The organism is Pseudovibrio axinellae (assembly GCF_900110875.1).
In the GTDB taxonomy this organism is placed as follows: Bacteria; Pseudomonadota; Alphaproteobacteria; order Rhizobiales; family Stappiaceae; genus Pseudovibrio; species Pseudovibrio axinellae.
This window is the reverse complement of sequence record NZ_FOFM01000005.1, coordinates 168844-194398: the sequence shown is the minus strand read 5'-3', so window position 1 is coordinate 194398 and position 25555 is coordinate 168844. Positions and strand designations below refer to the sequence as shown.

23 protein-coding genes are annotated in these 25555 nt (G+C 51.0%); 13 read left to right on the top strand and 10 right to left on the bottom strand.

The window, feature by feature from the left end; genetic code table 11:
* Positions 1 to 238 precede the first annotated feature (238 nt).
* Together BMZ51_RS13000 and BMZ51_RS12995 are read right to left on the bottom strand one after the other, a co-directional pair.
* On the bottom strand, positions 239 to 1267 hold the full coding sequence (locus BMZ51_RS13000) for a P1 family peptidase (RefSeq protein ID WP_068001914.1): 1029 nt from the start codon (positions 1265 to 1267) through the stop codon (positions 239 to 241).
* 127 nt (positions 1268 to 1394) lie between these two features.
* Entirely contained in the window at positions 1395 to 1844 is a 450-nt protein-coding gene (locus BMZ51_RS12995) for a flavin reductase (protein ID WP_082825544.1), read from the bottom strand.
* Positions 1845 to 2550: 706 nt separating this feature from the next.
* Between BMZ51_RS12995 and BMZ51_RS12990 the strand changes: the two genes are divergently transcribed.
* The 9 genes from BMZ51_RS12990 (at position 2551) to BMZ51_RS12945 (ending at position 10320) form a co-directional block, all read left to right on the top strand.
* Positions 2551 to 3486: an ABC transporter permease subunit gene (locus BMZ51_RS12990; RefSeq protein WP_068001910.1), complete on the top strand. Its 936-nt coding sequence runs from the start codon at positions 2551 to 2553 to the stop codon at positions 3484 to 3486.
* On the top strand, positions 3486 to 4820 hold the full coding sequence (gene livM / locus BMZ51_RS12985) for a high-affinity branched-chain amino acid ABC transporter permease LivM (RefSeq protein ID WP_068001908.1): 1335 nt from the start codon (positions 3486 to 3488) through the stop codon (positions 4818 to 4820). The genes BMZ51_RS12990 and livM overlap by 1 nt, the downstream gene beginning before the upstream one ends.
* Positions 4817 to 5662, top strand: a complete 846-nt coding sequence (locus BMZ51_RS12980; protein WP_068001905.1) for an ABC transporter ATP-binding protein — start codon at positions 4817 to 4819, stop codon at positions 5660 to 5662. Before livM ends, BMZ51_RS12980 begins: the two co-directional genes overlap by 4 nt.
* Positions 5659 to 6390: an ABC transporter ATP-binding protein gene (locus BMZ51_RS12975; protein ID WP_068001902.1), complete on the top strand. Its 732-nt coding sequence runs from the start codon at positions 5659 to 5661 to the stop codon at positions 6388 to 6390. The genes BMZ51_RS12980 and BMZ51_RS12975 overlap by 4 nt, the downstream gene beginning before the upstream one ends.
* A gap of 12 nt (positions 6391 to 6402) precedes the next feature.
* Positions 6403 to 6762, top strand: coding sequence for a DUF6867 family protein (locus tag BMZ51_RS12970; protein ID WP_068001891.1), 360 nt, complete (start codon positions 6403 to 6405; stop codon positions 6760 to 6762).
* A 205-nt stretch (positions 6763 to 6967) separates the two neighbouring features.
* A complete protein-coding gene (locus BMZ51_RS12965; RefSeq protein ID WP_068001888.1) occupies positions 6968 to 8068 on the top strand; it encodes a branched-chain amino acid ABC transporter substrate-binding protein in 1101 nt (366 codons plus the stop codon).
* A 374-nt stretch (positions 8069 to 8442) separates the two neighbouring features.
* Complete coding sequence (locus BMZ51_RS24305; protein ID WP_208979453.1) at positions 8443 to 8748, top strand: lysozyme inhibitor LprI family protein; 306 nt, start codon at positions 8443 to 8445, stop codon at positions 8746 to 8748.
* Between the two features lie 6 nt (positions 8749 to 8754).
* Entirely contained in the window at positions 8755 to 9306 is a 552-nt protein-coding gene (locus tag BMZ51_RS12955) for a hypothetical protein (protein WP_068001880.1), read from the top strand.
* A gap of 417 nt (positions 9307 to 9723) precedes the next feature.
* Entirely contained in the window at positions 9724 to 10320 is a 597-nt protein-coding gene (locus tag BMZ51_RS12945; protein ID WP_068001874.1) for an AprI/Inh family metalloprotease inhibitor, read from the top strand.
* Between the two features lie 74 nt (positions 10321 to 10394).
* On the opposite strand, the gene BMZ51_RS12940 is transcribed toward BMZ51_RS12945, so the two are convergent.
* From BMZ51_RS12940 to BMZ51_RS12920, 5 genes are all read right to left on the bottom strand, one after another.
* Entirely contained in the window at positions 10395 to 10703 is a 309-nt protein-coding gene (locus tag BMZ51_RS12940; RefSeq protein WP_068002789.1) for a nucleoside triphosphate pyrophosphohydrolase family protein, read from the bottom strand.
* Between the two features lie 90 nt (positions 10704 to 10793).
* Complete coding sequence (locus BMZ51_RS12935) at positions 10794 to 12053, bottom strand: vWA domain-containing protein (RefSeq protein ID WP_068001872.1); 1260 nt, start codon at positions 12051 to 12053, stop codon at positions 10794 to 10796.
* An 11-nt stretch (positions 12054 to 12064) separates the two neighbouring features.
* The gene (locus BMZ51_RS12930) at positions 12065 to 13024 is read right to left on the bottom strand and encodes an AAA family ATPase (protein WP_068001870.1); all 960 of its coding nucleotides are present in this window, start codon (positions 13022 to 13024) and stop codon (positions 12065 to 12067) included.
* A gap of 120 nt (positions 13025 to 13144) precedes the next feature.
* Positions 13145 to 13948 (bottom strand): tRNA1(Val) (adenine(37)-N6)-methyltransferase, encoded by an 804-nt coding sequence (locus BMZ51_RS12925; protein WP_068001867.1) that lies wholly within the window; start codon positions 13946 to 13948, stop codon positions 13145 to 13147.
* Positions 13949 to 14037: 89 nt separating this feature from the next.
* Positions 14038 to 14262, bottom strand: coding sequence for a putative signal transducing protein (locus BMZ51_RS12920; protein WP_068002786.1), 225 nt, complete (start codon positions 14260 to 14262; stop codon positions 14038 to 14040).
* Between the two features lie 196 nt (positions 14263 to 14458).
* Between BMZ51_RS12920 and BMZ51_RS12915 the strand changes: the two genes are divergently transcribed.
* Both BMZ51_RS12915 and BMZ51_RS12910 read left to right on the top strand, forming a co-directional pair.
* The gene (locus BMZ51_RS12915) at positions 14459 to 15472 is read left to right on the top strand and encodes a polyprenyl synthetase family protein (RefSeq protein ID WP_068001865.1); all 1014 of its coding nucleotides are present in this window, start codon (positions 14459 to 14461) and stop codon (positions 15470 to 15472) included.
* Between the two features lie 471 nt (positions 15473 to 15943).
* On the top strand, positions 15944 to 16432 hold the full coding sequence (locus BMZ51_RS12910; RefSeq protein WP_139201389.1) for a hypothetical protein: 489 nt from the start codon (positions 15944 to 15946) through the stop codon (positions 16430 to 16432).
* 13 nt (positions 16433 to 16445) lie between these two features.
* Here BMZ51_RS12910 and BMZ51_RS12905 read toward each other — a convergent pair whose 3' ends face one another.
* Together BMZ51_RS12905 and BMZ51_RS12900 are read right to left on the bottom strand one after the other, a co-directional pair.
* Positions 16446 to 17327: a 4-(cytidine 5'-diphospho)-2-C-methyl-D-erythritol kinase gene (locus BMZ51_RS12905; protein ID WP_068001859.1), complete on the bottom strand. Its 882-nt coding sequence runs from the start codon at positions 17325 to 17327 to the stop codon at positions 16446 to 16448.
* 23 nt (positions 17328 to 17350) lie between these two features.
* On the bottom strand, positions 17351 to 19171 hold the full coding sequence (locus BMZ51_RS12900) for a tetratricopeptide repeat protein (protein ID WP_068001856.1): 1821 nt from the start codon (positions 19169 to 19171) through the stop codon (positions 17351 to 17353).
* Positions 19172 to 19495: 324 nt separating this feature from the next.
* Here BMZ51_RS12900 and ppdK point away from each other — a divergent pair, with 324 nt between their 5' ends.
* Together ppdK and BMZ51_RS12890 are read left to right on the top strand one after the other, a co-directional pair.
* Positions 19496 to 22168, top strand: coding sequence for a pyruvate, phosphate dikinase (gene ppdK / locus BMZ51_RS12895; RefSeq protein WP_068001854.1), 2673 nt, complete (start codon positions 19496 to 19498; stop codon positions 22166 to 22168).
* A complete protein-coding gene (locus BMZ51_RS12890; protein ID WP_244271356.1) occupies positions 22165 to 23160 on the top strand; it encodes an ArgK/MeaB family GTPase in 996 nt (331 codons plus the stop codon). The genes ppdK and BMZ51_RS12890 overlap by 4 nt, the downstream gene beginning before the upstream one ends.
* 29 nt (positions 23161 to 23189) lie before the next feature.
* Here the strand turns inward: BMZ51_RS12890 and BMZ51_RS12885 are convergent, their stop codons facing one another.
* The gene (locus BMZ51_RS12885) at positions 23190 to 25526 is read right to left on the bottom strand and encodes a bifunctional diguanylate cyclase/phosphodiesterase (RefSeq protein WP_208979452.1); all 2337 of its coding nucleotides are present in this window, start codon (positions 25524 to 25526) and stop codon (positions 23190 to 23192) included.
* Positions 25527 to 25555: the final 29 nt, after the last annotated feature.

Genomic DNA, 25555 nt, shown 5'->3' with positions numbered 1-25555 from the left:
AAAAGCAAGGGGCGGTGTATATTTACCGCTATCTCCGTCCTTTGCTCCCCCGCGTCGCCTCTGCCCCCAACACCAGAGGCGGCGCTTTTTTTGCCTTGCAGGCAATCAAGAACATGAAACTACAGATAAATTCAAAGTTTGCAAGATTTTGCGTTGTTTTGCGCGATCCTGCGTTTTTTCTGTTTTTTTTGCGTTGGTGTGTGGTTCTTATTTTACAGCATTTGGTCGAGTGGCGGCTTCACGAGGTGTGAAGCTCATGGCGCGTTTTGTACGTTGGTACCGTGTCACCGGGGTACGTTTTTGCGCTATATACGCCGCGTGCGATTGAGCGGGAAACGGTTTGAGCTGCGTAAGCGCCTAGCTCTAACAGTTCGAACGCCGGATCCTGCATTTTTCGTTTTCCAGTCGACACCACAAAGAGCAGATCACCGTCCATCGGAGTGTGGGCAGGCCAGATTGCGCGCGCGTAGCCATCATGTGCAGCGGTTGCGACACGTTTTGCTTCTGACTTGGTCAGGATCAGGTCGGTGGCAACAATGCCGATGGTTGTGTTTGTGCTTGAGGATGCGTCGATCGCGCCAAGGCTGAATTTGGTCTGGACTGTGCGGTCCATTGTCTCCATCTGAGCGGGCCAGCCCAATCCGCCAAACTCTTTGTCATACTCGCTTTGAGCCGCCCAGAAATGCGGGGTGTCACCGATTGTTGTGCGGCCTAATGCGTTGACAGCAATGAGGGCTCCAACGGTTCCGCCGCGTGGCAGAGCCAAAGAGGCAGAGCCTAATCCACCTTTCAGGTCGGCGGTTGTTGCACCGAATCCGGCACCATTTGTGCCCAGCTCAAAATCTTCGGATGCGTTGTCGACTGCTTGGATGCCCATTTCGCGATAGATAGGCTTTCTACCCCAAGACTTATCCCCCCCATTGAGGAGATCGAATAGAATAGCTGTTGGAGTTATTGGGATGACCGCATTGCCAACTTTGAACCCTTTGCCAAGTTCAGCCAGACGAACCTGCGCACCGCTGCCTGCATCCAGACCGAAGGCGGAGCCACCGGACAAGACCAGTGCATCAATTGCATTGACGGTCTGTTCCGGTTCCAGAAGTGCAATATCTCTGGTGCCGGGGGCGCCGCCAAGAATTGCAACCGAGGCAACGGCCTGTTCATCGGGGATGAGAACGGTGACACCTGATTTGGTTGTCTCGCAATGCGCGTTCCCGACTTTCAGGCCCGGGACGTCAGTGATTAAATTGCGTGAACCTGCTGCCATGGCGTTTCCTTAAAGTCATAGTGCAAAAGAACATGAGCAGCTCCGGTCAAACAGACCTTTGAGATGCCCTAATTATTTCTTGGCCTATCCTTCACGAAAACCGAGTGTCGTGTATACCGGATATGCCTTAGACAGAATGATAATTTCGGTCGAGGTAAATCAAAGCGGGTGCGACTTCACCAAGACGTGCAGCAACCACTTCACCAAAAATAACTGAGTGAGTGCCGACTTCTGATACTTCTTTTATCTGACAATCAAAGCTAACACGAGCACTGTTGAGGATCGGGCTTCCAGTTGCAAGCGAGATCCAGTTGCCTTTGGCAAAACGCTCGTCCATTGGCAACTCGCCTTGTCCGGCAAAAACATTTGACAGCTCTGTGTGGTCGTGAATCAAAGTGTTGATGGAAAAGACGCCATTCGTCTTTACGATCTGATTTACTTTAGCGGTTCTGTTCAGGCAGACGAGCAGGGTTGGCGGATTGTCTGAGACAGAGCATACCGAAGAAACAGTTGCTCCAACGCGCCCTGCTGCTCCTGTGCTGGTCAGCAGGTGAACCGATGCGCCTAAACGACTCATTGCTTCTCTGAACTCATGAGAAGCTAGACTTGTCTTTGTATTTTCAGGAGTCGTCATTGTTAAAGCTGTCGCTATCCAGTTCGTTTAAAGATATTCCCACAGATATGATCTGTGTTTGATACTGCCCGTTATTCATTAGTACTTTTCAGCACGCAGAATACGGCAGTTTTTGGATTTAGCTTAGTTATAGCCATTCATCCAGAAAAGCTAGTTGCACTGCGCAAAACTAATTAACGCGCTACGTGTTTTTCCTGATTTTTTTGCTGGTCTGCTTTGCCTGCTAGTGCCGAGAAAAATAGTCTGGCAGGAGGCTCCGGTGATAATGCGCGGCCCCAAACATCTAAAAAAACTAGATATTACCTTCGAGTTTTCAGCAAGGGATAATCAGTCTATAGTGCCTCTGATATATCAATAGATGGCATGCGCTAACGGATGAAAAAGATTCATGTTTGGGGTGTCGGGCAACGATCTCAGAGGAGAGTTTTCGGGGTTTTTGGAAGTGGGAATAAGCCGGGCTCTATGGGCTATATGAAATAAAAATGCGCCTTCGATGTGAAAATGTTATAAAAATTCCAAAATATGGTCTTGATAGTATGGGTAATTTACTTATAGGTCGGTTTGCAATTAAATATAGGGGGCTGAATTCGGAGGCATTCAGACCAGACAGCAACTAAAAGCTTGTCTCATGCGGGGAACAAAATAAAACATGGATTACTTTCTCCAACAACTTATCAATGGTGTAACGCTGGGGTCTATTTATGGGCTTATCGCCATCGGCTATACGATGGTTTATGGCATTATCGGCATGATTAATTTCGCCCATGGCGATATCTTCATGGTTGGTTCTTTCATTGCACTTGTGCTGATTGTTGCACTTGGTATTACAGCAGCTACGCCTGTTTTGCTCTTGATCTTGGCTCTGGCCCTCGTCCTTGTGGTGGCCATGGCTTTAACTGCCGTTTGGGGGTGGACGGTAGAGCGGGTGGCGTACCGCCCGTTGCGCGGATCTTTCCGGTTGGCGCCGCTTATTACTGCAATTGGTGCATCAATTGCTCTTCAAAACTTCGTACAGGTTTCTCAAGGTGCCAAGAATAAGCCATTGCAACCTCTCTTTTCCGGCAGCTTTCAGCTGACCGATGGTGGTGCAGATGGTTCTGGCTTTATCGTAAACCTGTCTTACATCCAGATCCTGATTGTCGTAACGACGGTCATTTTGATGGGTGGCTTTACCTATATCATCAACAACACCAATCTGGGCCGTTCTCAGCGTGCTTGTGAGCAGGACCGTAAGATGGCGTCACTGTTGGGTGTGAATGTTGATCGCACAATTTCACTCACCTTTGTGATGGGTGCCTCACTGGCGTCTGTCGCGGGTCTTATGTTCTTGCTCTATTACGGCGTGATTGATTTTTACATTGGCTTTCTTGCTGGTGTGAAGGCATTTACCGCTGCTGTTTTGGGCGGAATCGGGTCTTTGCCGGGCGCGATGCTAGGCGGCTTGCTGATTGGCCTGATTGAAACGTTTTGGTCTGGGTACTTCTCCGTTGAATACAAAGACGTTGCAGCGTTCTCGATCCTGGCGATTGTTTTGATCTTTATGCCGGAAGGACTTCTCGGCCAACCTGAGGTGGAGAAGGTCTGATGCAGGCAAGACAAAAAGACAGCTTGCTTGTTGCAAGTGTAAAAGACAGTTTGGGCGGTGCAATTATTACGTTTGCGCTTGCCTGTGTGATGATTGGACTACGCGTTGACGTGGCGTCTGGCCGCGGTGCGGAGCTGTTTCTGGAACACCGCTGGTTGGCGGTTGCAGCCGCTGTAGTGATTGTGTTTGCTGGCCGTTTTGCCATGAACGTGTTCTTCTGGAAACGGGAAGACCCACCTTCATTAAACCTTTCAGGGTTCTTGCCAAAGGGTGGGTTGAGCACTGGAACTTCCAGCGTACTTAAATACGCTCTGCTTGGTTTAGCTGTTGTTCTTCCCTTTGCGTTGATGTTTTGGCTGGGTGCACGTGGGTCTCGTCAATATATTGACCTTGCTATCTTGGTGCTGACCTATGTGATGTTGGGCTGGGGCCTTAACATTGTGGTTGGCTTGGCTGGCCTGCTGGATCTGGGATATGTGGCGTTTTATGCGGTTGGAGCTTACTCTTATGCTTTGCTCGCCCACTATTTCGGCTTTTCCTTCTGGATCTGTTTGCCGCTTGCCGGCATTTTGGCAGCCTTTTGGGGTATCATTCTCGGCTTCCCGGTGCTCAGGTTGCGAGGAGACTATCTTGCCATTGTGACACTAGCGTTTGGTGAGATCATTCGTGTTGTGTTGCTGAACTGGTATCAGTTTACAGGTGGGCCTGATGGTCTTTCCGGCATTCCGCGTCCAAGCTTCTTCGGGTTGGAATTCACCCGTGGTGAAGGCGGTTTTGCGAGCTTCTTTGGCTTGGATTACAGCAGTATTCACCGCATTATCTTCCTGTACTACCTCATCTTCGCGATGGCCTTGTTCACCAACTTTGTGACCATGCGCTTGCGCCGGATGCCGATTGGTCGTGCATGGGAAGCTTTGCGTGAAGATGAAATTGCCTGCCGTGCTCTTGGTATCAATACAACGACAACCAAACTGACAGCCTTTGCTCTTGGTGCGATGTTCGCTGGTTTTGCAGGGTCTTTCTTTGCAACGCGTCAGGGTTTCATTTCTCCTGAGAGTTTCACCTTCCTTGAATCTGCGATCATTCTTGCGATTGTGGTTTTGGGTGGTCTTGGCTCACAGATCGGCGTGGTGATTGCAGCTATTGTGATGATTGGCGGTTTTGAATTCTTCCGTGAGTTTGAAGAGTACCGCATGCTTGTCTTTGGTATGATCATGGTCGTGATCATGGTTTGGAAACCGCGTGGACTTATTTCGAGCAGAACGCCAAGTGTGGCACTTTCTAAAAACGCCAAGGGCATCTCTGCCGATCTTGTTCAGGAGGGTCACGGATGAGTAGCTGGGACAACAACCCCGTTTTGAAGGTTGAACACCTGACAATGCGCTTTGGCGGACTGACGGCGATCAACGACCTGAGCTTTAATATCGGGCGCGGTGATATCACTGCGCTGATCGGGCCCAATGGTGCAGGTAAAACCACCGTGTTTAACTGCATTACCGGCTTTTATAAGCCGACTGAAGGCCGCCTTATCATGGCTCGCTCCGGTGGTGAAAAGCACCTGCTGGAGCGCATGGCGGATTTCAAGATTACCGCTGATGCAAAGGTGGCACGGACTTTCCAGAATATTCGTCTGTTTGGCGGAATGACTATTTTGGAAAACCTGATGGTGGCACAGCATAACCCGCTCATGGTTGCTTCCAATTGGACAATTGGTGGTTTGCTTGGGCTGGGCGGTTATAAAAAGTCCAACGTCGAAGCTATTGAGACGGCCAAGTACTGGTTGGAACGGATCGATCTGATTGACCGTGCCGATAAACCAGCTGCGGACCTTTCTTATGGTGACCAACGCCGTTTGGAAATTGCCCGTGCTATGTGTACCGGTCCTGAACTTCTTTGCCTGGATGAGCCAGCTGCTGGCTTGAACCCGAAAGAGAGTTTGGAGCTGAACACACTGCTTCAGTACATTCGCAAAGAGCATGACACGTCAGTTGTTCTGATTGAGCACGACATGTCTGTTGTTATGGAAATCTCTGACCACGTTGTGGTGCTGGATTACGGCGTGAAGATTTCTGATGGCACTCCTGACTTCGTCAAGAACGATCCGCATGTGATTGCAGCGTATCTGGGCGTTGAGGATGATGAAGTTGGGCAGGTAGAAGAGGAGGTGGGTATATGACTACCGGACAGCCACTCCTGAGTGTTCGCGGCATAAAAACCTTTTACGGAAAGATTCAGGCACTGCATGGTGTTGATCTTGATGTTTATGAAGGTGAGATCGTGACGCTGATTGGCGCCAACGGTGCTGGCAAGTCTACTCTTATGATGACTGTTTGTGGCACGCCTCAGGCTCGTAATGGATCTGTGTCCTATTGCGGTGAGGACATCACCTACAAGCCAACCTACGAGATTATGCGAACAGGAATTGCACAATCGCCCGAAGGACGGCGCATCTTCCCACGCATGACGGTTCTTGAGAACTTGATGATGGGCGGTATGGTGGCTGGAAACGAGCACTTTGAAGAAGATCTTCGCCGTGCCTTTGAGCTGTTTCCACGCCTGAAAGAGCGACAGCAACAGCGAGGTGGGACTTTGTCGGGTGGTGAGCAGCAGATGCTGGCAATCGCTCGTGCTTTGATGAGCCGTCCGCGTTTGTTGCTGCTTGATGAACCATCCCTTGGTCTTGCTCCCATTATCGTGGCGCAGATCTTTGATGCAATTCGTGAGCTGAACCGCAGCGATGGTCTGACTGTGTTCCTTGTTGAGCAGAATGCCTATCATGCGTTGAAACTGGCTCATCGTGGGTACGTGATGGTCAACGGTACAATCACCATGACCGGCACAGGTAAGGAGCTGCTTTCTCGTGAAGAGGTGAAAGCTGCTTATCTTGAAGGCGGCGCGCACTAAGGAGGCGATGAGATGGGTATTCTTTACGACAGCTCTTTGTCTGTCTTTATTGTGTTGGTCGTGATTCTTGGCGGAATCGCATCTGCTGCAACAGGTCGCTCTGTTGCGATGACCTGGCGGCCTTTGCCGATTCTGCTCTGGTTCACGTTTCTGCTGGCGCTGGCCGTGCGGTTTCTGTCGTTTGCGTTGTTTGAGGAGCCTTTGCTGTCCATCCAGTATCTGGTGGTGGATTATGCCGTTCTCTTGGCAATTGGGCTGGCAAGCTACCGCAGCACACGGACCAAACAGATGGTGACGCAGTACAGCTGGCTCTACGATAAAGTGAGCGTCTTTAGCTGGAAACTGAAACCGGGAAAGCAAGATAATTACTAATTATCAAAAATACTTAGATAATTCTTGCGAATTTGATCAGTTCTAGTCACACTAGTGTCTGGTGAAGCATTCAGATGACGAGTTCGGAGAGGTCCTTGTTACTGGAGGCATTGAGTAGGCGAGGGGTTTGCCTGCTTCAGCGGATTACACCGCGTAATCCGCTGGTGTTTTATTGAGAAATGCACCTGACTTAGGGGAGTTTTTTATGAAAAAGTATCTTTTGGCAAGCGTTGCCGGTGTTGCTGCAATGGCAATTTCTGGCGCTGCTATGGCTGACATTATTGTTGGAACTGCGGGCCCGATGACAGGTCAGTACGCATCGTTTGGTGCACAGATGAAAGCAGGTGCTGAGCAGGCTGTTGCTGATATCAACGCTGCTGGTGGTGTGAACGGCGAGATGCTTGTTCTTGAGGTTGGTGATGATGCTTGTGATCCAAAGCAGGCTGTTGCTGTTGCCAACCAGATGGTTGGTAAAAACGTAGCCTTTATGGCTGGTCACTTCTGCTCGGGCTCTTCTATCCCAGCATCTCAGGTTTACGCTGAAGAGGGTATCATCCAGATCACTCCTGCGTCGACCAACCCGAAATACACTGATGAGCGCGCAGGTCCAGGTACCTTCCGTGTATGTGGCCGTGATGATCAGCAGGGCCGCGTTGCAGGTACAACACTTGCAACTGAGTTTGGCGACAAAAACATCGCTGTGATCCACGATAAAACAGCTTACGGTAAGGGTCTTGCGGACGCGACCAAAGCTGTGATGAACGCTGCTGGCAAAGAAGAGGCTCTTTATGAGGCTTACACTGCTGGTGAGAAAGACTACACAGCGCTGGTTTCCAAGCTGAAGTCTGAAAAAGTCGACGTTCTTTACGTGGGTGGTTACCACACTGAAGCTGGTCTGATGAAGCGTCAGATGGTTGATCAGGGTATGGATACCATCTTGGTTTCTGGTGATGCGCTTGTGACTGATGAGTACTGGTCAATCACAGGTCCAGCAGGTGCTGGCACTTTGATGACATTCCCACCGGATCCACGTAGCAACGAAGAAGCTGCTGCTGTTGTTGCTGCTCTTGAAGCTGCTGGTAAAACCACAGAAGGTTACGCACTGTACACCTACGCTGCGATCCAGACATGGGCGAAAGCTGCAGCTGCTGCCGGTTCAACTGACTACGATACAGTTGTTGAGAAGCTGAACTCTGAAAAGTTCGATACAGTTCTTGGTGAACTGTCGTTCGATGAAAAAGGTGACGTTACCCTTCCAGGTTACGTTTGGTATGAGTGGAAAGACGGTTCTTACGCGTACCGTTAATTCATTAGAATGACCTTTACAGGTTCATGAGGGTTTCGGGGCATTGCTCCGGGACCCTTTTTTTTGTCGAGTTTTAACAAGGTGAGGAGGGCCTTGTTAAGGGTGTGACGGCTTGGTTAGGAATGGAGGAGTCGGGAGCGCATCAGGTTAAGAATATCTGCGTATGCTGTGCGCCTTGGATTTTAAGGTAGCTGCTCATGATCAGGTGTTTAGTGCTTCTTCTCTCTTTGTGTTTCTCGGTTGCGGCGTTTGCGCAGGGGCCAGATACACCGCGGCCTGACGAAATTAGGGCGCTTCAAAGTTGCCTCCAAAAAGAAGGGCTTGTGTTTAACAGGAAGGTGCAGTGCATTGGCAGGGCTTTTGAAAGTTGTACCATGACAGTCAAGGACCGAACCAGCACGGGGATTAGCAAGTGTTATGCGCGTGAAACTGCGCTTTGGGAAAAGATGATAGCAGCTGCTGAGAAGGACTTGCGGCTCAGGCAGGATAAGCCAACCATGACTGAAATGCAGGAAGCTAACGTTAATTGGAAGGCCTTTCGCAACAACGCTTGCAACATTCCGTTTACAATGAAAGGAGAACAAAGGATGGCTCCTATTTTGGAATTGGAATGCTTTAATCGTGTAACTGCATTTTGGGCGCTTCAACTTTCAGAGTTCACGGCGCCACGGGAGAAATAGAGCTTGATGAGAGTGCACTCATATTTACTCGTTTTTTTGGCCGCCGGTCTTACGGGGGCTCACAGTGCTGAGCAGATTGATTTGCCGACCTGTATTGCAGGGGACGGTAAGACACCGGTGCCGCGATGGGAGGTGGCTGCCACACTGTCAGAAGCTGGTGAGGGAACTGACAAACCGTTTGCGTATTCAGTTAGCTACCCGCCGCCTGCGTATCACGGGTTTATGGGGCATCTGCGTGTTCAACTGGCAGAGTTGGATGAGCTTTCGTGCCGGGCGAAAAGTGATCAGCTCAAAGAGGCTACATACCAGTCAGGGGAACCAGTTCCGATCGTGGTGAGTTGGCTTTTTGACGACAATGGTCCACTTAAAGACATGCGCGCCATTGAAATATACGAGCTTCCTGAGTTTAAGCAGGATGGGTGCTGGCTGGATGGTGTGTACCAGTTCGTTGCACTTGAACATGATGATACAAAGCCAACTGAGTACACACTCAATCTGGTGCCAGTTGCTGATGTGCAAAAAGCGGGCTCTTTTTGCCGCCCTATCCAAGAAGGGTGAATACCGCGCCGTTTGGTTTTCTATTAGTTCCTTAATATCTAAAAAAACCTTATTAAGTCAGTAGCTTGTCTCACCTCATTTTTGCTGTTGTGCTGATCTACATGGTCGCCAGTGAGAGTTTTTGCTGTGCAAACCCCCTATTAATTTACTAGGCTAAACTGACAGTTTGATTCAAACTCATCTGATGATGGGTTTGGAACGTGGCTGGGCAGGCAGCTGGTGCTGGGAGGAGTGCGAGTTTGTCTATGCATGTTGTGAGCTGATCACGCGGACTCTGTTTTCTTTTATGAGGATGAGGCTGGAGGCTGGGCTGAAGTCAATGAGGGTGGGGGCCCTGTACTTCGTCTGGTTTATCAACGGCCCTGACATTTTTCGCGCTTAGCAAAGTTTTGGAGATTGTGTCTTTGGGGGGATGACATGAACCGATTGATTTTTGCGGCAAGCCTGTTGGGGCTTGTTGGTTGTGAAAGTGGTGGCAGCGGCACGCAGGAAGTTGCGGGCGCGGTGCAACAACCAATAGTTCGTGCCGGTGTTGATCAGAGCGAGAGCGGCCAAGAGCAGAGTATTCAATCCGTAGCGTATAATGGAGAAGAAGATACGGGGCTTGGCGAAATACAAAAGGTCTCGGTGAACGCGGTTGGGGAGAGGGAGACCACCACCGCTTTTGTTCCTGAAGGTGTTGCTCTTGATGTTTTTGGGAAAGATGAGGCCAAGCCGGTGCGTCTGGCTCACTCCAAGAACATGGTTGGCAGTTGGACTGTTTATTTAAACTCTGATGATCGTGTTTGTCAGCTTGATCTGGGCGAGGCGCCCAAGAGCAATGGTTATCAGGCGCGGGCCAATAATTGCATGGATGGTGATTTGTTCTTTGTTTCCAACTGGGGACTGAAGGGGCAGGAGCTGGTTCTATTTGACGACCTTTCGCGCCTGAAAGGCAGAATGCGCAGGACTGAGAAAAACCGGTGGGAAGGCCTTTTGGCTAGCAATGGTAAGCCGATTTTGATCGCTCGTTGAGTTAGGTGCGCTTGAAAGAACTGCTTAGCCAGTTATTTTAAAGCGCCTCACATGCTGAATTCTGCCGCGATGTTTTAAGCGGGGAGGTATTGCATCCATTTGCGGCGAATTGCTTCTTCAAGGTCCAGATCATTCTGGTCAGCGTAAAGCAGAAGATGAGCCAGAAGGTCTGCGGCTTCATCTTCTTTTTGCGTGTGCAGTTCTTGCGCGGTTGATGTGCCTGAGCGGCCACGGCGGCTTGCCTTCAAATGGGCGGCTGTCAGCTCTCCAAGCTCTTCTTGAAGTTTGGCAAGGTACCAAAGCTCATCGCGGGTGATGTTGAACCGTTTGGCGTAGATGTTTGATACGGCTCTTACAGCGTGCAGGAGGGCTTTAAGTGTCATGGGCTCTAACAAAAAACTGCGCTTGCTCTGCCAACTCATACTGCAAGCATAAGGTTTCACGGGTAGATGCGCTGGCAGTTTGATCGCCGTTCACCGCGCTGATGGTGTTTTGAGGAATCTTTTGGACGCATCATATGTACTATGGATGTGCCTGTCATTGAGCGCAATACACAGATCTTTGACCGCATCCAACGAGTGGATGGCCCGAAACTCATCCGTATGCGGCAAGATTGCCTGAATTCCCTGCGCCTTGGCCTCAAACTTGTCATAGCGCAGCAAGGGATTGAGCCAGATTAACCGCCGGCAAGAGCGGTGGAGGCGATCCATCTCAATTGATAGCTCATCGTGAGCTTCGCGCTCCAAGCCATCAGTGATAAGCAGGACGAGTGGACCGCCGTGGCATACGCGCCTCAACCAGTCCCGGTTGAACGTTTGCAGCGAGCTTGCAATGCGGGTTCCGCCAGACCAATCCTCGACTTCGTCTGTACAGGCTGCGAGCGCTTCGTCCGGGTCCTTCATACGCAGAGCACGTGTTATATTGGTGAGCCGGGTGCCAAACAGGAAGGTATGGGTTTTGCGCTTTTCTGACAGGGCATGCAAAAAGTGCAGCATGATGCGCGAGTACTGGCCCATGCTTCCAGAAATGTCGCAGAGTGCAACCACAGGCGGGTGTACTTTCGCCGGGGCTTTGTGCTTCAGGTCGATGATAGAGCCACCTGCTTTGAGCGTGGCTCGCATGGTTCTTCTGGCATCCACCTGCTTCTTCACCGTGTGGGTGTGAGCTGGCTTGAAACGACGCGAGGAGACTTGATCTGCTGGCATGGTGAGGTTGGCGAGGGCCCTGCGAGCTTCATTCATCTCTTGTGCGCTCATTTGCGCAAAATCCTTCTTTTGCAGGACTTCTTTTTCAGAGATGGTGAAGCGGGCATCCACTTCAATCAGTGGTTTGGTCTCCCTGGCCTCTCGTTGTTTGTTGGCTTCAAAAGCGTTGGCAACCCGCGATTGAGCTGCCCGAGGCTTTTCTGGTTCACGCTGGCCAGCAGGTGCGACTGGAGAAAGCAATGCCAGCATTTTTTCGATGAGGTTCTTGCTTTGCCAGTAGAGGCGGAAAGCCTCATCAAAGACGGGCTGCTGATCACGCTTATGGACAAAGACGGAGTGGAGTGTCCAATACAGGTCCTGCTTGTTCTCAATACCGTTGATTGTGACTGCATTGACGGCATCAACCACTGCAGACGGGCCTGCTGGCAAGCCAGCTTTGCGCAGTGTTCTGGCAAAATGAACGATGTTTTCGGTCATTCTGCCATGAGGAGGGCGCGGCGTTTTGGGTGTGTCTGTCGGGTCAAGCATGGTTTCGCTCGCTAGGCTGTTGGCATGTGCATGCTGCCCGCAATAGTGGCCTGGCTGTTTGCTTCCATACGGATCTCATCGAGGATAGATTTTGTTTTGGATCCTTTGATGCGGTCAATATCCTCCTGGTATTTAAGCAGGACACCTAAAGTGTCGGAGACCATTTCAGGGTCAAGTGCGACCTCTTGCAGTTCCGTGAGGGCTGTTGCCCAATCCAGTGTTTCAGCGACACCGGGCTTTTTGAACAGCGCATCATCCTCGCGCAGTTTTTGCACGAAGGCGACGACCTGTTCGGACAAAGCTTTGGCGGCCCCTGGCAGCTTGGTCTCTACGATTTTTAATTCACGTTCTGCATTGGGATAGTCAACCCAATGGTAGAGACAGCGGCGCTTTAAGGCGTCGTGAATTTCGCGCGTGCGATTGGTGGTGATGATGGTGATCGGCGGCTCGTCAGATTTTATGGTGCCAAGCTCGGGAATTGTGACCTGACTGTCTGAGAGGACTTCCAGCAGAAAGGCCTCAAACGCTTCATCCGTACGGTCCAGTTCATCGATCAGGAAAATTGGAGCACCACGTTCTGTGGTTTCAAGCGCTTGGAGCACGGGGCGTTTGATGAGAAAGCGTGGGCTGTAAAGTGAAGTGGTGAGGTTTTCACGCTCGACCTTGCCTGCTGCTTCTGACAAGCGAATTTCGACCATTTGAGCGGCATAGTTCCACTCATAAACGGCAGAGGAAATATCCAATCCTTCGTAACATTGCAGCCGTACCAATGGACGGTTTAACGTTGCAGCGAGAACTTTGGCAATTTCAGTTTTACCAACACCGGCTTCGCCCTCTAAAAACAAGGGACGTTTCATACGCAAAGATAGATGAAGGACAGTTGCCAATGCACGGTCTGCCAGATACCCGCCAGAACTTAGGAGCGCGAGGGTTTCTTCGATGGAGTTTGGTAGACTAACCTTGCTGCCCATAAATATTCCGCTCCCGCCTTATCCTTGGATTTTAAGCGCTTTGATTTGCGCCCTGTGATCATAATAAGGAGAAAAGCGTATATTGAAAGCGGATTGTGATGAACCACTTGGCAGATTGGTCTAGCGATTTGTCAGGCCAAGGCCTTTGCCCTCCCGCATGACTGCGGTCGCTTGTGGGGTGAAGGCGCCGCCTGATTGCTCGTGCAAGGTGAAGCCCGGCAGAATTTGCAAGGGTGCTTTGCTTGCAGCCACCGCGCGCACTAGAATACGGGTTGCAGGTGCCTCAGCAGTGGGACGGATCGGCACGATGTCTATGGCCCCAAAACGGCGCTGCATGGGGTCCAGAAGGTCTTGCAAGCCGTCTGCTCTGAAGATGATAGAGAGCGTTCCGCCATCCTTGAGCAAGTCTTTTGCAGTTCTGATCCATGGCTCAATGCCGCGCTCATCCAAAGCATGGGCGGGCGCGCGGTCTGAGTGGGGGGTGACGCGAAAGCGAGCGCTGTCGTAATAGGGCGGGTTCATAATGACATGGTCAGCTATTGACGATGCCAAGCCACTTTCGTGCCGCTGAGCGCCCTTTGCCGTGAGGTCTGTTTCCATGATCTTCACGCGATCAGCAAAGGCAACATTGCCTGGCAGGCTCAACGCTTTGCGGGCAAGTTCTGCTGTGACTGGGTCAACTTCTACCCCGACGGCCTTGATCTGCTGCAGACGCTGGGCTGCGCAAAAGGCAGCTGTGCCAACGCCGGTGCCCAGGTCGAAGACCGTGCCAGTGGTGTCTTCTGGCAAGCTCGCCGCCAGATACACTGCATCCAGCCCGGCGCGATGGCGGCCTTTGGCAGGTTGTTCCACTATGACTTTGCCACCAAGGAACTTGTCTTGGGTGGTTTTGAGCTGGTTCGATGGTGTTTTAGGGTCTGTCATAGCTTTGCCGGGTCAACGTATTGGCGATGGTGCTGTGATACAGTGTGGCGGGCTTCATGCAATCCCTATTGTTGGTCTTGAGGTAGTTTTCACGTTTCTTTTAGGTAGTGTTCCAGCCCAGCTTCTTTCATCAGCTCGCACGCGTCATTCAGTCTGTCCGATGCCACCATAATACGGCGTGGCAGGAAACCCAGTGATCCATCCAAAATGCTCATGTTGGTGTCTGCGACGAAATAGAGGATGTCGGTGTCGCCCAGAAGCGCCTCGATATGTGAAATGACGACTGGGTCGGTTGTTCTGATGAGTTCTTCCACGATGCTACCTTCTTGATGAGAGTGGCCTGTTTCACTCCAAACTATGCAGGTTATGGTTGGTTTTGTGCAAAAAAACGTGTTGTGATTGGTAAAATATGCATTGGACACGACTTTCTGGGCATCAATTTCCCAGTAACGCTTGCTCGTATTCGACTACCAACCTATTGTCCCCGTGGAATCAAGATAGAGGTATCCCGTGGGCGTAGTTGGTCTTCAATCACAGACAGCCAAACCGGCTGGAATTCAGGGGCTGGTCGAGCTCGTATCTGGTGACATGGAGAAGGTGAACGCGCTGATCCTCTCCAAAGCTGGTTCAAATGTCGAGCTGATCCCGGAAATTGCGCGCCATCTGATTGATTCAGGTGGGAAGCGCTTGCGCCCGATGCTGACACTGGCGTTTGCCCAGATGTTTGGCTATCAGGGCGAGGGACACGTTATTCTCGCCGCGTCTGTTGAATTTATGCATACCGCAACATTGCTGCATGATGATGTGGTTGATGAGAGCGATATGCGCCGTGGTAAGCTGGCAGCTCGTAAGCTTTGGGGCAACCAGGCGAGTGTGCTTGTTGGCGACTATCTGCTCGGCCAGGCTTTCAAGATGATGGTTGATGTGCACTCTTTAGAAGCTTTGCGCATCCTTTCTGAAGCGTCTGCAATCATTGCTGAGGGAGAAGTTCTTCAGCTTGGTGCTGCGCAGGATACATCTACGACCTATGATATGTACCTGCGGGTGATCGAAGCAAAAACAGCTGCTTTGTTTGCTGCTGCATGTGAAGTGAGCCCTGAGATCGCTGATAAAGGCGATGAGGTGCGTGCCGCTGCCCGCAAGTTTGGTCTTGAACTGGGCTATGCCTTCCAGCTGGTTGATGATGCGCTGGATTATGGTGGTGCCGCAGCTGATCTTGGCAAGGATGTTGGTGATGACTTCCATGAGGGGAAGATCACATTGCCTATCATCTACGCGATGGAGCGCGGCAGTGATGAAGACAAAGCATTTTGGAAGCGCTGCCTTGAAGATGGTGACATCAACGAAGGTGATCTGGACCACGCTATCAAACTGCTAAAAGAAAACGGTGCGTTGGCTGATACAGTTCAACGTGCGCGTGATTATGGTGCATCGGCCATTGAAACACTTTCGGGCTTGCCAGATGGGCCAGCGAAACAGGCGCTGCGGGAAGCAGTTGATTTTTGTATCGCTCGCGTGAGCTGATGTGACTTTAAATTGTTAAAAAAACAAAAGCGCCGCGCTTCATTGCAGCGGCGTTTTTTTGTGTCTTGGCCAACCCAGCTTTAGATGCCCATGCTCTTTCTCACAAAACCTCATTTAGGCGACGTGCTGCTAAGAACTGGGCCTGCGTACTAGGGGGGGCAATGGCGGCTGATGCCAATTTCCCTGGGTGCTGTGCGACCCTAGCGATCCGATCGCACTGTTTGTTTTTTAGAACACATTGAACCGCTTACTGGAGAAAACAGTCTCTTCCAATTTACTAGGAGAGGAGTTCCAGTCATGACTTAAAAGCAATTTCTCGTAAGGTGGCCCTGGAGTTCGTGTTGGGTGATGCACGAAGGTAAAAAAAGGAACAGCGGCCTTGGGTGTTACGTTTTGGTTCCTTGCTTTCAGAGCAGTTTGCAACACGAGGGATCAGAAAACCCAAGCTTATAAGGTCTGGTTGGAATGGCTATGAACACAGTGGTTAAGACCTTGTCTAAGGTCCTCTTGCTTACACTCCCTTTGCTCTTTTTATCTGTTGTCGTCAGAGCTGAAAGCACAAAGCCTACCGAGCACCCTGGTCAGGTTGTCAGTCTGATTGGTGAATGGCATGCGATTAAAATTGAGAACCTACGTTGGAATGATACTGGTTGGAGCGAAGATTCAGTTGAGCTGCGCATCAAGATCATAGAGCAACATGGAGCGGTGTTCAGAGGAACAGTTAGCTACGACGCGCCTGATGCGTCACCTGGTCATGATGGTGAGAAACTGGGCACCAAGCGTACTGTTGATATTCTGGGTGTTTTCGATTGGGATGGTCAGCACTTTACCATCGTTTCCAAGGCCAAAGACGCATTTACTTTGCAAGGCACGATGCTGAACCCGCATTCCTTTGAGATCATTGGTTATGAGGCCGGGTTGCATAGCTGGGTCACACGCGATCTTTATATCCGGAAGTAAGTTTTACGGCGGCCTAAATGCGTGCTGGTTTGATCCACCAGTTTCCGTGATGCTCTTGTAGTCGGGCCGCGATTGCCTGTGCTTCAGAGAGGCTTTCGCATAGTGCAAAACAAGTGGCACCGGACCCAGACATGCGAGCAAGCAATGTTTCAGGCTGACTGGCAAGAATATCGAGAACCGTTGAGATCAGTGAGGCCTGTGCGATTGCAGGTTTTTGCAAATCATTGCGACAGGTTTTAAGCCAACTTGCCAGATCTTTCATGCTTTTAAAACCATCTGGAAGTTCTGGTAGTGGTGGATGGTTCTTTTCTAGTAATGCATTGAAAACTGCAGGCGTTGCGACTTCAATGAGTGGGTTTACGAGTACAATTGCGCCTGAGGGGAACGCTGGTAGCGGCTCGATGACCTCCCCAATGCCGCGAATGCGCGCTGGTTTTTCTTCAAGGCACATAGGCACGTCTGCGCCAAGGCTCAAGGACAGTCGGGAAAGGTCGGCAGAGGAGGGGCATGTGCCCCAGATTTTTGCAAGCGCACGCAGGGTCGCGGCAGCGTCTGCTGAGCCACCACCTATGCCAGCTGCAACAGGTAACGACTTATCCAATTCAATGCGTGCACCAGATGCAGAGGCGACGTGCTCTGTCAGCAATTGCGCTGCTTTGTAAATCAAATTGTCAGCAGGATCACCTTGTATCTTTTCGGCAAATTGGCCGGCTATGCTAAGAGAAAGGCGGGAGGCTGGCTTGACAGAGATCTCGTCTCCAATGTGCGGAAACACCACCAGGCTATCAAGCATGTGGTACCCATCGCTGCGTTGCCCAGTGATGTGGAGTGCAAGATTAACTTTTGCACGGGCTAATTCAATAACCCGCGCATGCTTGGTGGCTTCCGTAGTCATCGTATCGCAATCAATTTTATCTGCTATTTGTTCTCAGCGGAGCTGGCTAGGCCAACAGGCACTGCTTCATCCATGCCGTTTTCAATTTTGCTCAATATACGTTCCATATCTTCCGGCTCTGGATTGAGATCACGGGCATGGTTCCATTTGTAGCGGGCTTCCAGCTTGCGGCCGATTTGCCAGTAAGCATCTCCCAGATGATCATTGATGATCGGGTCGTGAGGGCGCAGTGTTACAGCTCGTTCCAGTCTTTCAACAGCTTCAGAATACCGGCCAAGGCGGTAGTATACCCAGCCCAGACTGTCGACGATGTATCCATCGGTCGGGCGCAGGCGAACCGCGCGTTCAATCATCTTTTGCGCTTCGTCCAACTTCAGACCGCGGTCGACCAGTGAATACCCAAGGTAGTTCAGGATCATTGGCTGCTCAGGTTTGAGTGTCAAAGCGTCTCTAAAGTCTTCCTCAGCGGCAGACCATTTGTCTTGACGCTCGCGTGTGATGCCGCGAAAGTACAACAGTGTCCAGTGGTTTGCCTGGATTTCACTGATTGTTTTAAGGCCCTGATTGTACGAGGTTTCGGCTTCCTCAAAGAGTGAATGACTGCGCAGCACATTTCCCAGAGACGTGATGGCTTCCAAGTCGCTTGGATCAGCTTCAACCAGCTTTTCCAGATGGGCTCGCGCTTCTTCCAGATTGTCCTGCACGTTGTAGTGCAACGCAATTTGAATTTCTGCCTCCCGTTTCATCGGGGAGCTATCTGGTACCTGGGAGAGGTATTCGATTGCGCGCTGGTTATCGCCAAGCTGCTCAAACAGGGAGGCAAGCCCAATCAAAGCTGAGTCATTTTTAGGGTTAAGGTAGACAGCAAGCTGCAGGTAGTTTGCAGCGAGTTCTTCACCTTCCTTGCTGAGGGCAATACCAAGGCCGTGTAAGGCTTCTCCCAATCCGTCAGCAGGTGTTTTGGCCACAGACTCGATAATCTTGCCGCTCTCAATTTTTTCTCTTAGAGAAATGAGAAGGGGATGTTCGGGTATCAGCTGCTCATATTCTGCAATGATATCGAGCGCCTCTTGCTGCCTGCCAGAGGCGGCCAACATGCGGGTGTAGGAAATTGCATTGCGCAAGGCACCGCGATCAATTTCATAAGCAACCTTGTAAAACTCTGCCGCTTGACTTGGGGTATTGGCGTATTCTGCGACCAGACCCGCGTTGAAATTAACAAAGAGATCGAACCACTTTTCACCTGTTGTGCTTGTCAGGTCAGCGATCGCCTCGTCAGCTTTGCCCTGACCAGCCTTTTCCCATGCCGAAACGATAGCAAATGTTAGGCGTGAAAGCGGGTTTACGTCCTGTGTTACAGAGTTTGGAAGCTGTGTTTCAAAGTCGCCGAGCTGTACACGCCTGACAGCGGTGGCCAGTTGTGCCAGAAAATGGTCCTGGTCTTCTTCTAGGATACGCTGTGCCAGCGGAAATGCATGTTCGATATCGCCATTTGCCAGTGAAATGACAAAGGCGCGGTCAAGAAGGTAAAAGTTGCTTGGGTCGCTCTTGAGTGCGGCGGAAAAATAATTTGAGGCACCATCAAAGTCGCGTGCGAGCAGGGCGCTTCTGCCTGACAGGTAACTTCCTGAAAGGGAGCTTGCAGCCGGTAAGGGTCGTGAACTTGCCTTTGCATCTTCAACGGGGGCCAAGGGCGAGCTGAATAGGGCCAGCACCATGGTTGAGGCCAGCAAGGCGTTTTTTGAAAAACTGGTTTTAATAACAGATTGATAGGTCATATGGCCATTGTTCTGAGCATAAGCAGAATTGGAGCGGAATAGCGCGAAATAGCTTTTCAGGGTCATATATGTCTCTCATTGAGAGCCGATTGCGACTCAATATTACACCAGTCTGTTAGTTGCGAAGAATGGCGTTTTTATAGCCGCCTGTTAACTCACGCATGCAATTTAGTGTATCCGATCAATCTTGCAATTGAACCTACATTTTTTCAAGTATCTGCGGATAATTAAGTATATTGATATTTCATCAGAATTCAGAAGTATTTACGCATTAACACTAAGGTCGAGGTCTGAGAGTCTTGCTATAATGAGCCTGTTCATTGCAGATAGTAGGCAGTGGTGGAATCCAAGTGGGACTGGTTGTGGTCTTGCTCATTATAGGGGGGTGTTATGACCAAGTGGGTCTACATCTTTGGAGATAAGAAAACTGAGGGCGATGCTTCTATGAAGGAGCTGCTCGGCGGAAAAGGCGCAAACCTTGCCGAGATGAGCAGACTAGGGTTGCCTGTCCCTCCTGGTTTTACCATTACAACACAAGTTTGCACTCATTATTATGAGGATGGCCAGCAGTATCCGAAGGAGCTCAAGGAGCAAGTTCATTCTGCTATAGCTGCTGTTGAAGCGCTGACCGGCCGTAAATTTAACAGCACGACAAAACCACTGCTGTTGTCTGTTCGCTCTGGTGCGCGGGTCTCTATGCCGGGCATGATGGATACGGTGCTGAACCTGGGTTTGAATGCGCGCACAGTCGAAGCATTGGCTCAAGAAGCCAATGATGAGCGGTTTGCTTATGACAGCTACCGCCGCTTTATCCAGATGTACTCTGATGTGGTGCTTGGCGTTGACCATGATTTCTTTGAGGAAATTCTTGAGGACTTCAAGGACGAGCACGACTATGCCCTTGATACGGACTTAAGTGGCAGCGACTGGAAAGAGATCGTTGCTGCTTATAAGGACAAAGTTAAAGAAGAGCTTGGTCGCCCATTTCCTGAGGATTGCGAGGAGCAGCTTTGGGGCGCCGTTGGTGCTGTTTTCAAAAGCTGGATGATCCCGCGGGCAAGAACATATCGTACACTCCATGAAATTCCCGAGGGTTGGGGAACTGCGGTCAATGTTCAGGCAATGGTATTTGGGAATACGGGGGAGGATTCTGCGACCGGTGTTGCCTTTACCCGTAACCCGTCTACCGGAGAAAACGCCCTTTACGGTGAGTTCCTGATCAATGCTCAGGGAGAGGATGTCGTTGCCGGTATCCGCACCCCGCAGGATATTACCGAGAAGGCCCGTATTGAGGCTTATTCTGAAAAGCCGTCTTTAGAAGCAACTATGCCGGAGGTGTTCGCGGAGTTTAAAGCTGTTTGCGACACGCTGGAGAACCATTACCGCGATATGCAGGACCTTGAGTTTACCGTTGAACATGGCAAGCTTTGGATGCTTCAAACGCGGACGGGAAAGCGTACGCTCAAGGCGGCCTTGAAGACAGCCGTTGATATGGCAGAGTCGGGTATGATCACCAGGGAAGAGGCTGTTGAGCGTATCGCTCCGTCCTCTCTGGACCAGCTGCTTCACCCAACCATTGACCCGAACAGCGAGCGAGATGAGCTGAGTGTTGGCTTGCCTGCTTCACCTGGGGCAGCGTGCGGCGCTATTGTTTTCAACTCTGACGATGCGGAAACAGAAAAGGCCAATGGCCGTCCGGTTATCTTGGTACGGACTGAGACCAGCCCTGAAGATATTCACGGTATGCATGCAGCCGAAGGCATCTTGACCACACGTGGTGGTATGACCAGCCATGCAGCTGTTGTTGCACGCGGAATGGGTAAGCCATGTGTTGCTGGCGTGGGCGCGATCCGTGTTGATGTACGCAATGAGCTCATGAGTGTTGGTGGACGCAACTTTGGCAAGGGTGATGTGATCACCATTGATGGCGGAAACGGACAGGTGCTTGCTGGCAGAGTGCAGATGCAAGAGCCTGAGCTTTCTGGTGACTTCAAAAAGCTGATGGAGTGGGCAGATAGTATTCGGCGAATGGATGTGCGTGCGAATGCAGAAACTCCGACAGATGTGAAAGTCGCGCTCTCTTTTGGGGCCGAAGGCATAGGCCTATGCCGCACTGAGCATATGTTCTTTGAGGGGGAGCGTATTCTTGCGGTGCGCGAGATGATCCTGTCTGACACAGCTGCTGAGCGTAAAACAGCGCTTGCCAAGCTTTTGCCGTTCCAGCGGCAAGACTTCATCGACATCTTTGAGTTGATGGTAGATCGCCCAGTTACAATTCGGTTGCTAGACCCGCCTTTGCATGAGTTCCTTCCCAAAACGGAGGAGGATATTGCAGAGGTTGCCCGCCAGATGGACGTAGACCCGGAAGAGCTTCGGGAACGTGCAGAAGAACTGGAAGAGTGCAACCCAATGCTTGGAAACCGGGGGTGTCGTCTTCTGATTTCCAATCCTGAGATTGCAGAGATGCAGGCGCGGGCGATTTTTGAAGCTGCTTTGGAAATTTCCAAACGTCATGGCCGCCGCGTGGCCCCGGAAATCATGGTGCCGTTGGTCAGCTTGAAGAGCGAGCTGGATATCGTGCGCGCGAGCATTGATCAGGTTGCTGAAATTGTTGCCAAAGAGTTGGGCGAAAAGCCTGCCTATAGCGTTGGCACAATGATTGAGCTTCCACGTGCGGCTTTGCTTTCTGAGGATATTGCAGCTTCCGCCGAGTTTTTCTCATTTGGCACCAACGACCTGACGCAGACGACCTTTGGAATATCTCGTGATGATGCGGCCTCTTTCCTGGGTAAGTATCAGGAACGCAAGTTGCTGGAGAAAGACCCGTTCGTTTCACTGGATATTGAAGGTGTTGGTGAGCTGGTGAAAATTTCTGCCAAAAATGGCCGTAAGGCCAACGCTGACATCAAGCTCGGTATTTGCGGAGAGCATGGTGGTGATCCGGCCTCTATTGAGTTTTGCGAAGTCATTGGCCTGAACTATGTTTCCTGCTCTCCATTCCGTGTTCCAGTTGCTCGCCTTGCCGCTGCTCAGGCTGTGCTGTCTCAGCGGAAGAAGGGGTGAGTACTTTTTCTAAAACGGTGAGGAGCTGGCCCAAGTCAGCTCCGACCTGCCTTGAAGACCTAAGGGTTGGCGGTAAGTCAGCTCTTGCCCGTTTGCTTAGTGCGATCGAGAGCTTTGAGGGACACCCTCAGCTCACCGCTCTTTTAGATGAGGCGTTGCAAAACCCGATTGCGCAGGTTGTTGCGCTGACGGGGCCTCCCGGCGTTGGCAAATCCACACTCACAAATGCAATGATTAGTGCGTACCGCAGCGAGGGTCTCAGTGTTGGGGTCATTGCGGTTGATCCATCGTCACAGGTGAGCGGCGGATCGTTGCTGGGGGATCGCACGCGCCTGACAACTGACCCTGAAGACAGCCAGATCTTTGTGCGCTCCATGGCAGCGCGTGACCGCCTTGGCGGGCTTTCAGAGCATGCGGTTGCTGCTGTCATCTTGATGCGTGCCGTGATGGACCGGGTGATTGTTGAAAGCGTTGGTATCGGCCAGTCCGAGGCGGATGTAGCGCTCGTTGCCGACACTTGTGTTTTATGCATTCAGCCGGGTTCAGGCGATAGTTTGCAATTCATGAAGGCAGGCATTATGGAGCTGCCGGATATCATCTGCGTGACCAAGGCCGATATGGCTAAGGTTGCAAGCCGAGCGCGGGCCGACGTGGAAGGTGCCATGAGCTTGAGTGCGCGGCAGAGGCGATGGAAGGTTCCAGTCCTGATGCTGAGTGCAATAGACGGTGTGGGGATCGATGAGCTGATCACTGGTTGTGATGAACATTTCTCTGTGTTGAAGGATGGCAACCACTTAGCACATCAACGCAGCGCTCAGGTTAAGGCCTGGCTGACGGATCAGCTTAAGGTTCAGTTTGGGCAGCAAGGTGTTGCTGTGCTGTTGCAAGACCAGGAAATGCGCTGGGATGAGGCCGTCAAAAACCCGTTTGGCTTCAAACAGGAAACCGGAGAAATGTTTACGGCGTTCCTGACGGACTTCTCAAAACAGTAAAACAACATAAGAGGTTGTGCGGTGGGTGCTTAGTATTGTGTTGCACCCACTCTGATCTTACGCGGCTTTTGGTCGTGGTCTTCGCTCATATCTTCACGCCACAATCGGAACTTGCCAAGAGGGATTGGGCGAGAGAACAGGTAGCCCTGCATCATTGGACAATCCATTGAAAGCAGGAGATCCTTTTGTTCTTTGTCCTCAACACCTTCAACGCAGACTTCCATGCCAAGGCGAAGGCCTAGTGAGATCGTACTGGACAGGATTTCCTTCGCCTTAGCGTCAGTGACCGCACCCTTGATGAAGGAGCGATCTACCTTGATCTTGTCGAAGAGGTCGCGGCGCAGGTAACTGAGTGAAGAGAAGCCCGTTCCAAAATCATCCAGAGCGATTTTAACGCCAAGTTTGCGAAGCCGTTCAATCACCTCAACGACAGTTTCAGAGTAATTGATGAGCACGTCTTCAGTGACTTCAAGCTCAAGCTGACTTGGTTCAAGCTGGTATTTATCAAGCAGCTTGCTCACCAGCTCAGGGAACTCTGGATGACGGAGCTGGGATGGCGAAATATTCACGCACATGGTCACACCATCGAGTGAAGACCCATCCTTGATCGCGTTTTCCAAAACCCACTCTCCGATGCGGTTGATGAGCATCGATTCCTCTGCAACTGGCAAAAATGCAGCAGGTGGCAAGAGGCCTTTCTTGGGGTGGTTCCAGCGGATGAGAGCTTCAGCAGCCAGAATATTATTGCCCGTATGATCCATAATGGGCTGATAGTAGTTCTGGAATTCGTTGGCGTTGAGGGCACGCTTGATGTCTTCTTCAATCTCGCGTGAAATCCTGAGCGTGTCTTCCATCTCTTTTTCGAAGAGTACGTAGCGACCTCGGCCTAGTTTCTTGGCCTGATACAGAGCAATATCTGCCCTGCGCAGCAGTTCAGTCAGGTTGTGGCCATGCGCCGGTGCGAGGGCAACGCCCATGCTGGCCGTAGTCAGAATCTTATGCTTTTCGACTTTAAAGGCGTCAGAGAGCATTTTCTCTATGTACATGCAGGTTTCGAGAATTTCTTCGATGCTGCTGCGATGAGAGAGCACCAACAAAAACTCATCGCCACTGACACGCGCAACGCGGTCCTCTCTGTTGATGGAGGTTCGCAGGCGCTCGGCAACCAGTTTGATAACCTCATCGCCGATGCTGTGTCCAAGACTGTCATTGATCTGTTTGAAGTGGTCCAGATCCAAAAAGACAATACCAGTGATTTGTTGTCTCTTACGGTCACGGCGCAACACATCTGCAGCGAAAATCTCAAACCAAGTACGGTTTGGTAATCCGCATAAAGCGTCATGCAGAGCCGCGTGGGTTGCATCCGCTTCGTTTTTCAAAATTCGGTCTGTCATTTTGATGTAGCGCAGCAAAATAACGATGGTCATTAGCAGAATTGCAAGAATGGTTCCCAGAAAATACGGCGAGGAATTGGTGAAAATTGCACCAGACGCAGCAGTTGTTTTCCAGCTTAGGTTTCCAATCTCTTCACCATTGCGCCGAAGCAAAGGCAGCGACACCCGTTCAAATGTTGCCTTCGGCTTGTTGTTGGTGATGTACATTTCTGAGAGGCCGGTGGACTCTTCAAATGAGCGAATGGAGCGAATATCGAGCGAGCGAACCCACAACAGATAACCAGCGACAGCGGGCATGCCTTTTGGAACTGCGGTTGATGGTGTGATTGCTGCAACGGTGACAAGGCCGACCGCGCCATCAACCATAACCATGTCCCTCATGCTCAGTGCGAGCGGGGCTTGGCTGCGCAGTGGCTCAGGGACACGAAACTCCATATTTTTGGTCGTTGCTTTTTTCTTCAGTTCACTCAGCGTGTCATGCAGCTGCATGCGCAGTTGATTTTCGAACACTTCGCTGTGCCATGGAAGGTCGCGACGGAAGGTATAAAGCGGTTCCAAATCCTTGTTGAGGATGACAAAAATATCCCTGTCCCCACGCGTGCTTGGCGTTGGTGTCAGGTCCTCATCGAGGAGGAGGTTGGTTTCTTCGGAGAGGACTGATGCGTAAGCTTTGTTGGAGATTGCGATGCGCTCGGCTTCATTTGCCAAGCCATTGCGGAAAACCTTTAGATTGCTTTGGACCAGACGGACTTCTTTTTCGACCTCAAAGTTGAGAGCTTGCTGGGTCGACCAGTAAAAAGCGAGATAGCCTACGGCCAATGCAGCGGCCACAACGCACAGAATCAGGAGGGCCGTCAGCCGGGCTCCAACCTTTTTACCTCGCGTTACTGTATTGCCGAAAGTACTGCCCAACACCGCTGAGGTCATTGGGTTTTTCGAACTCGTTTGTTCCGCCATCGGCACTTTACTCATGCTGCCTATAAAACTCTCAATTTTATGCG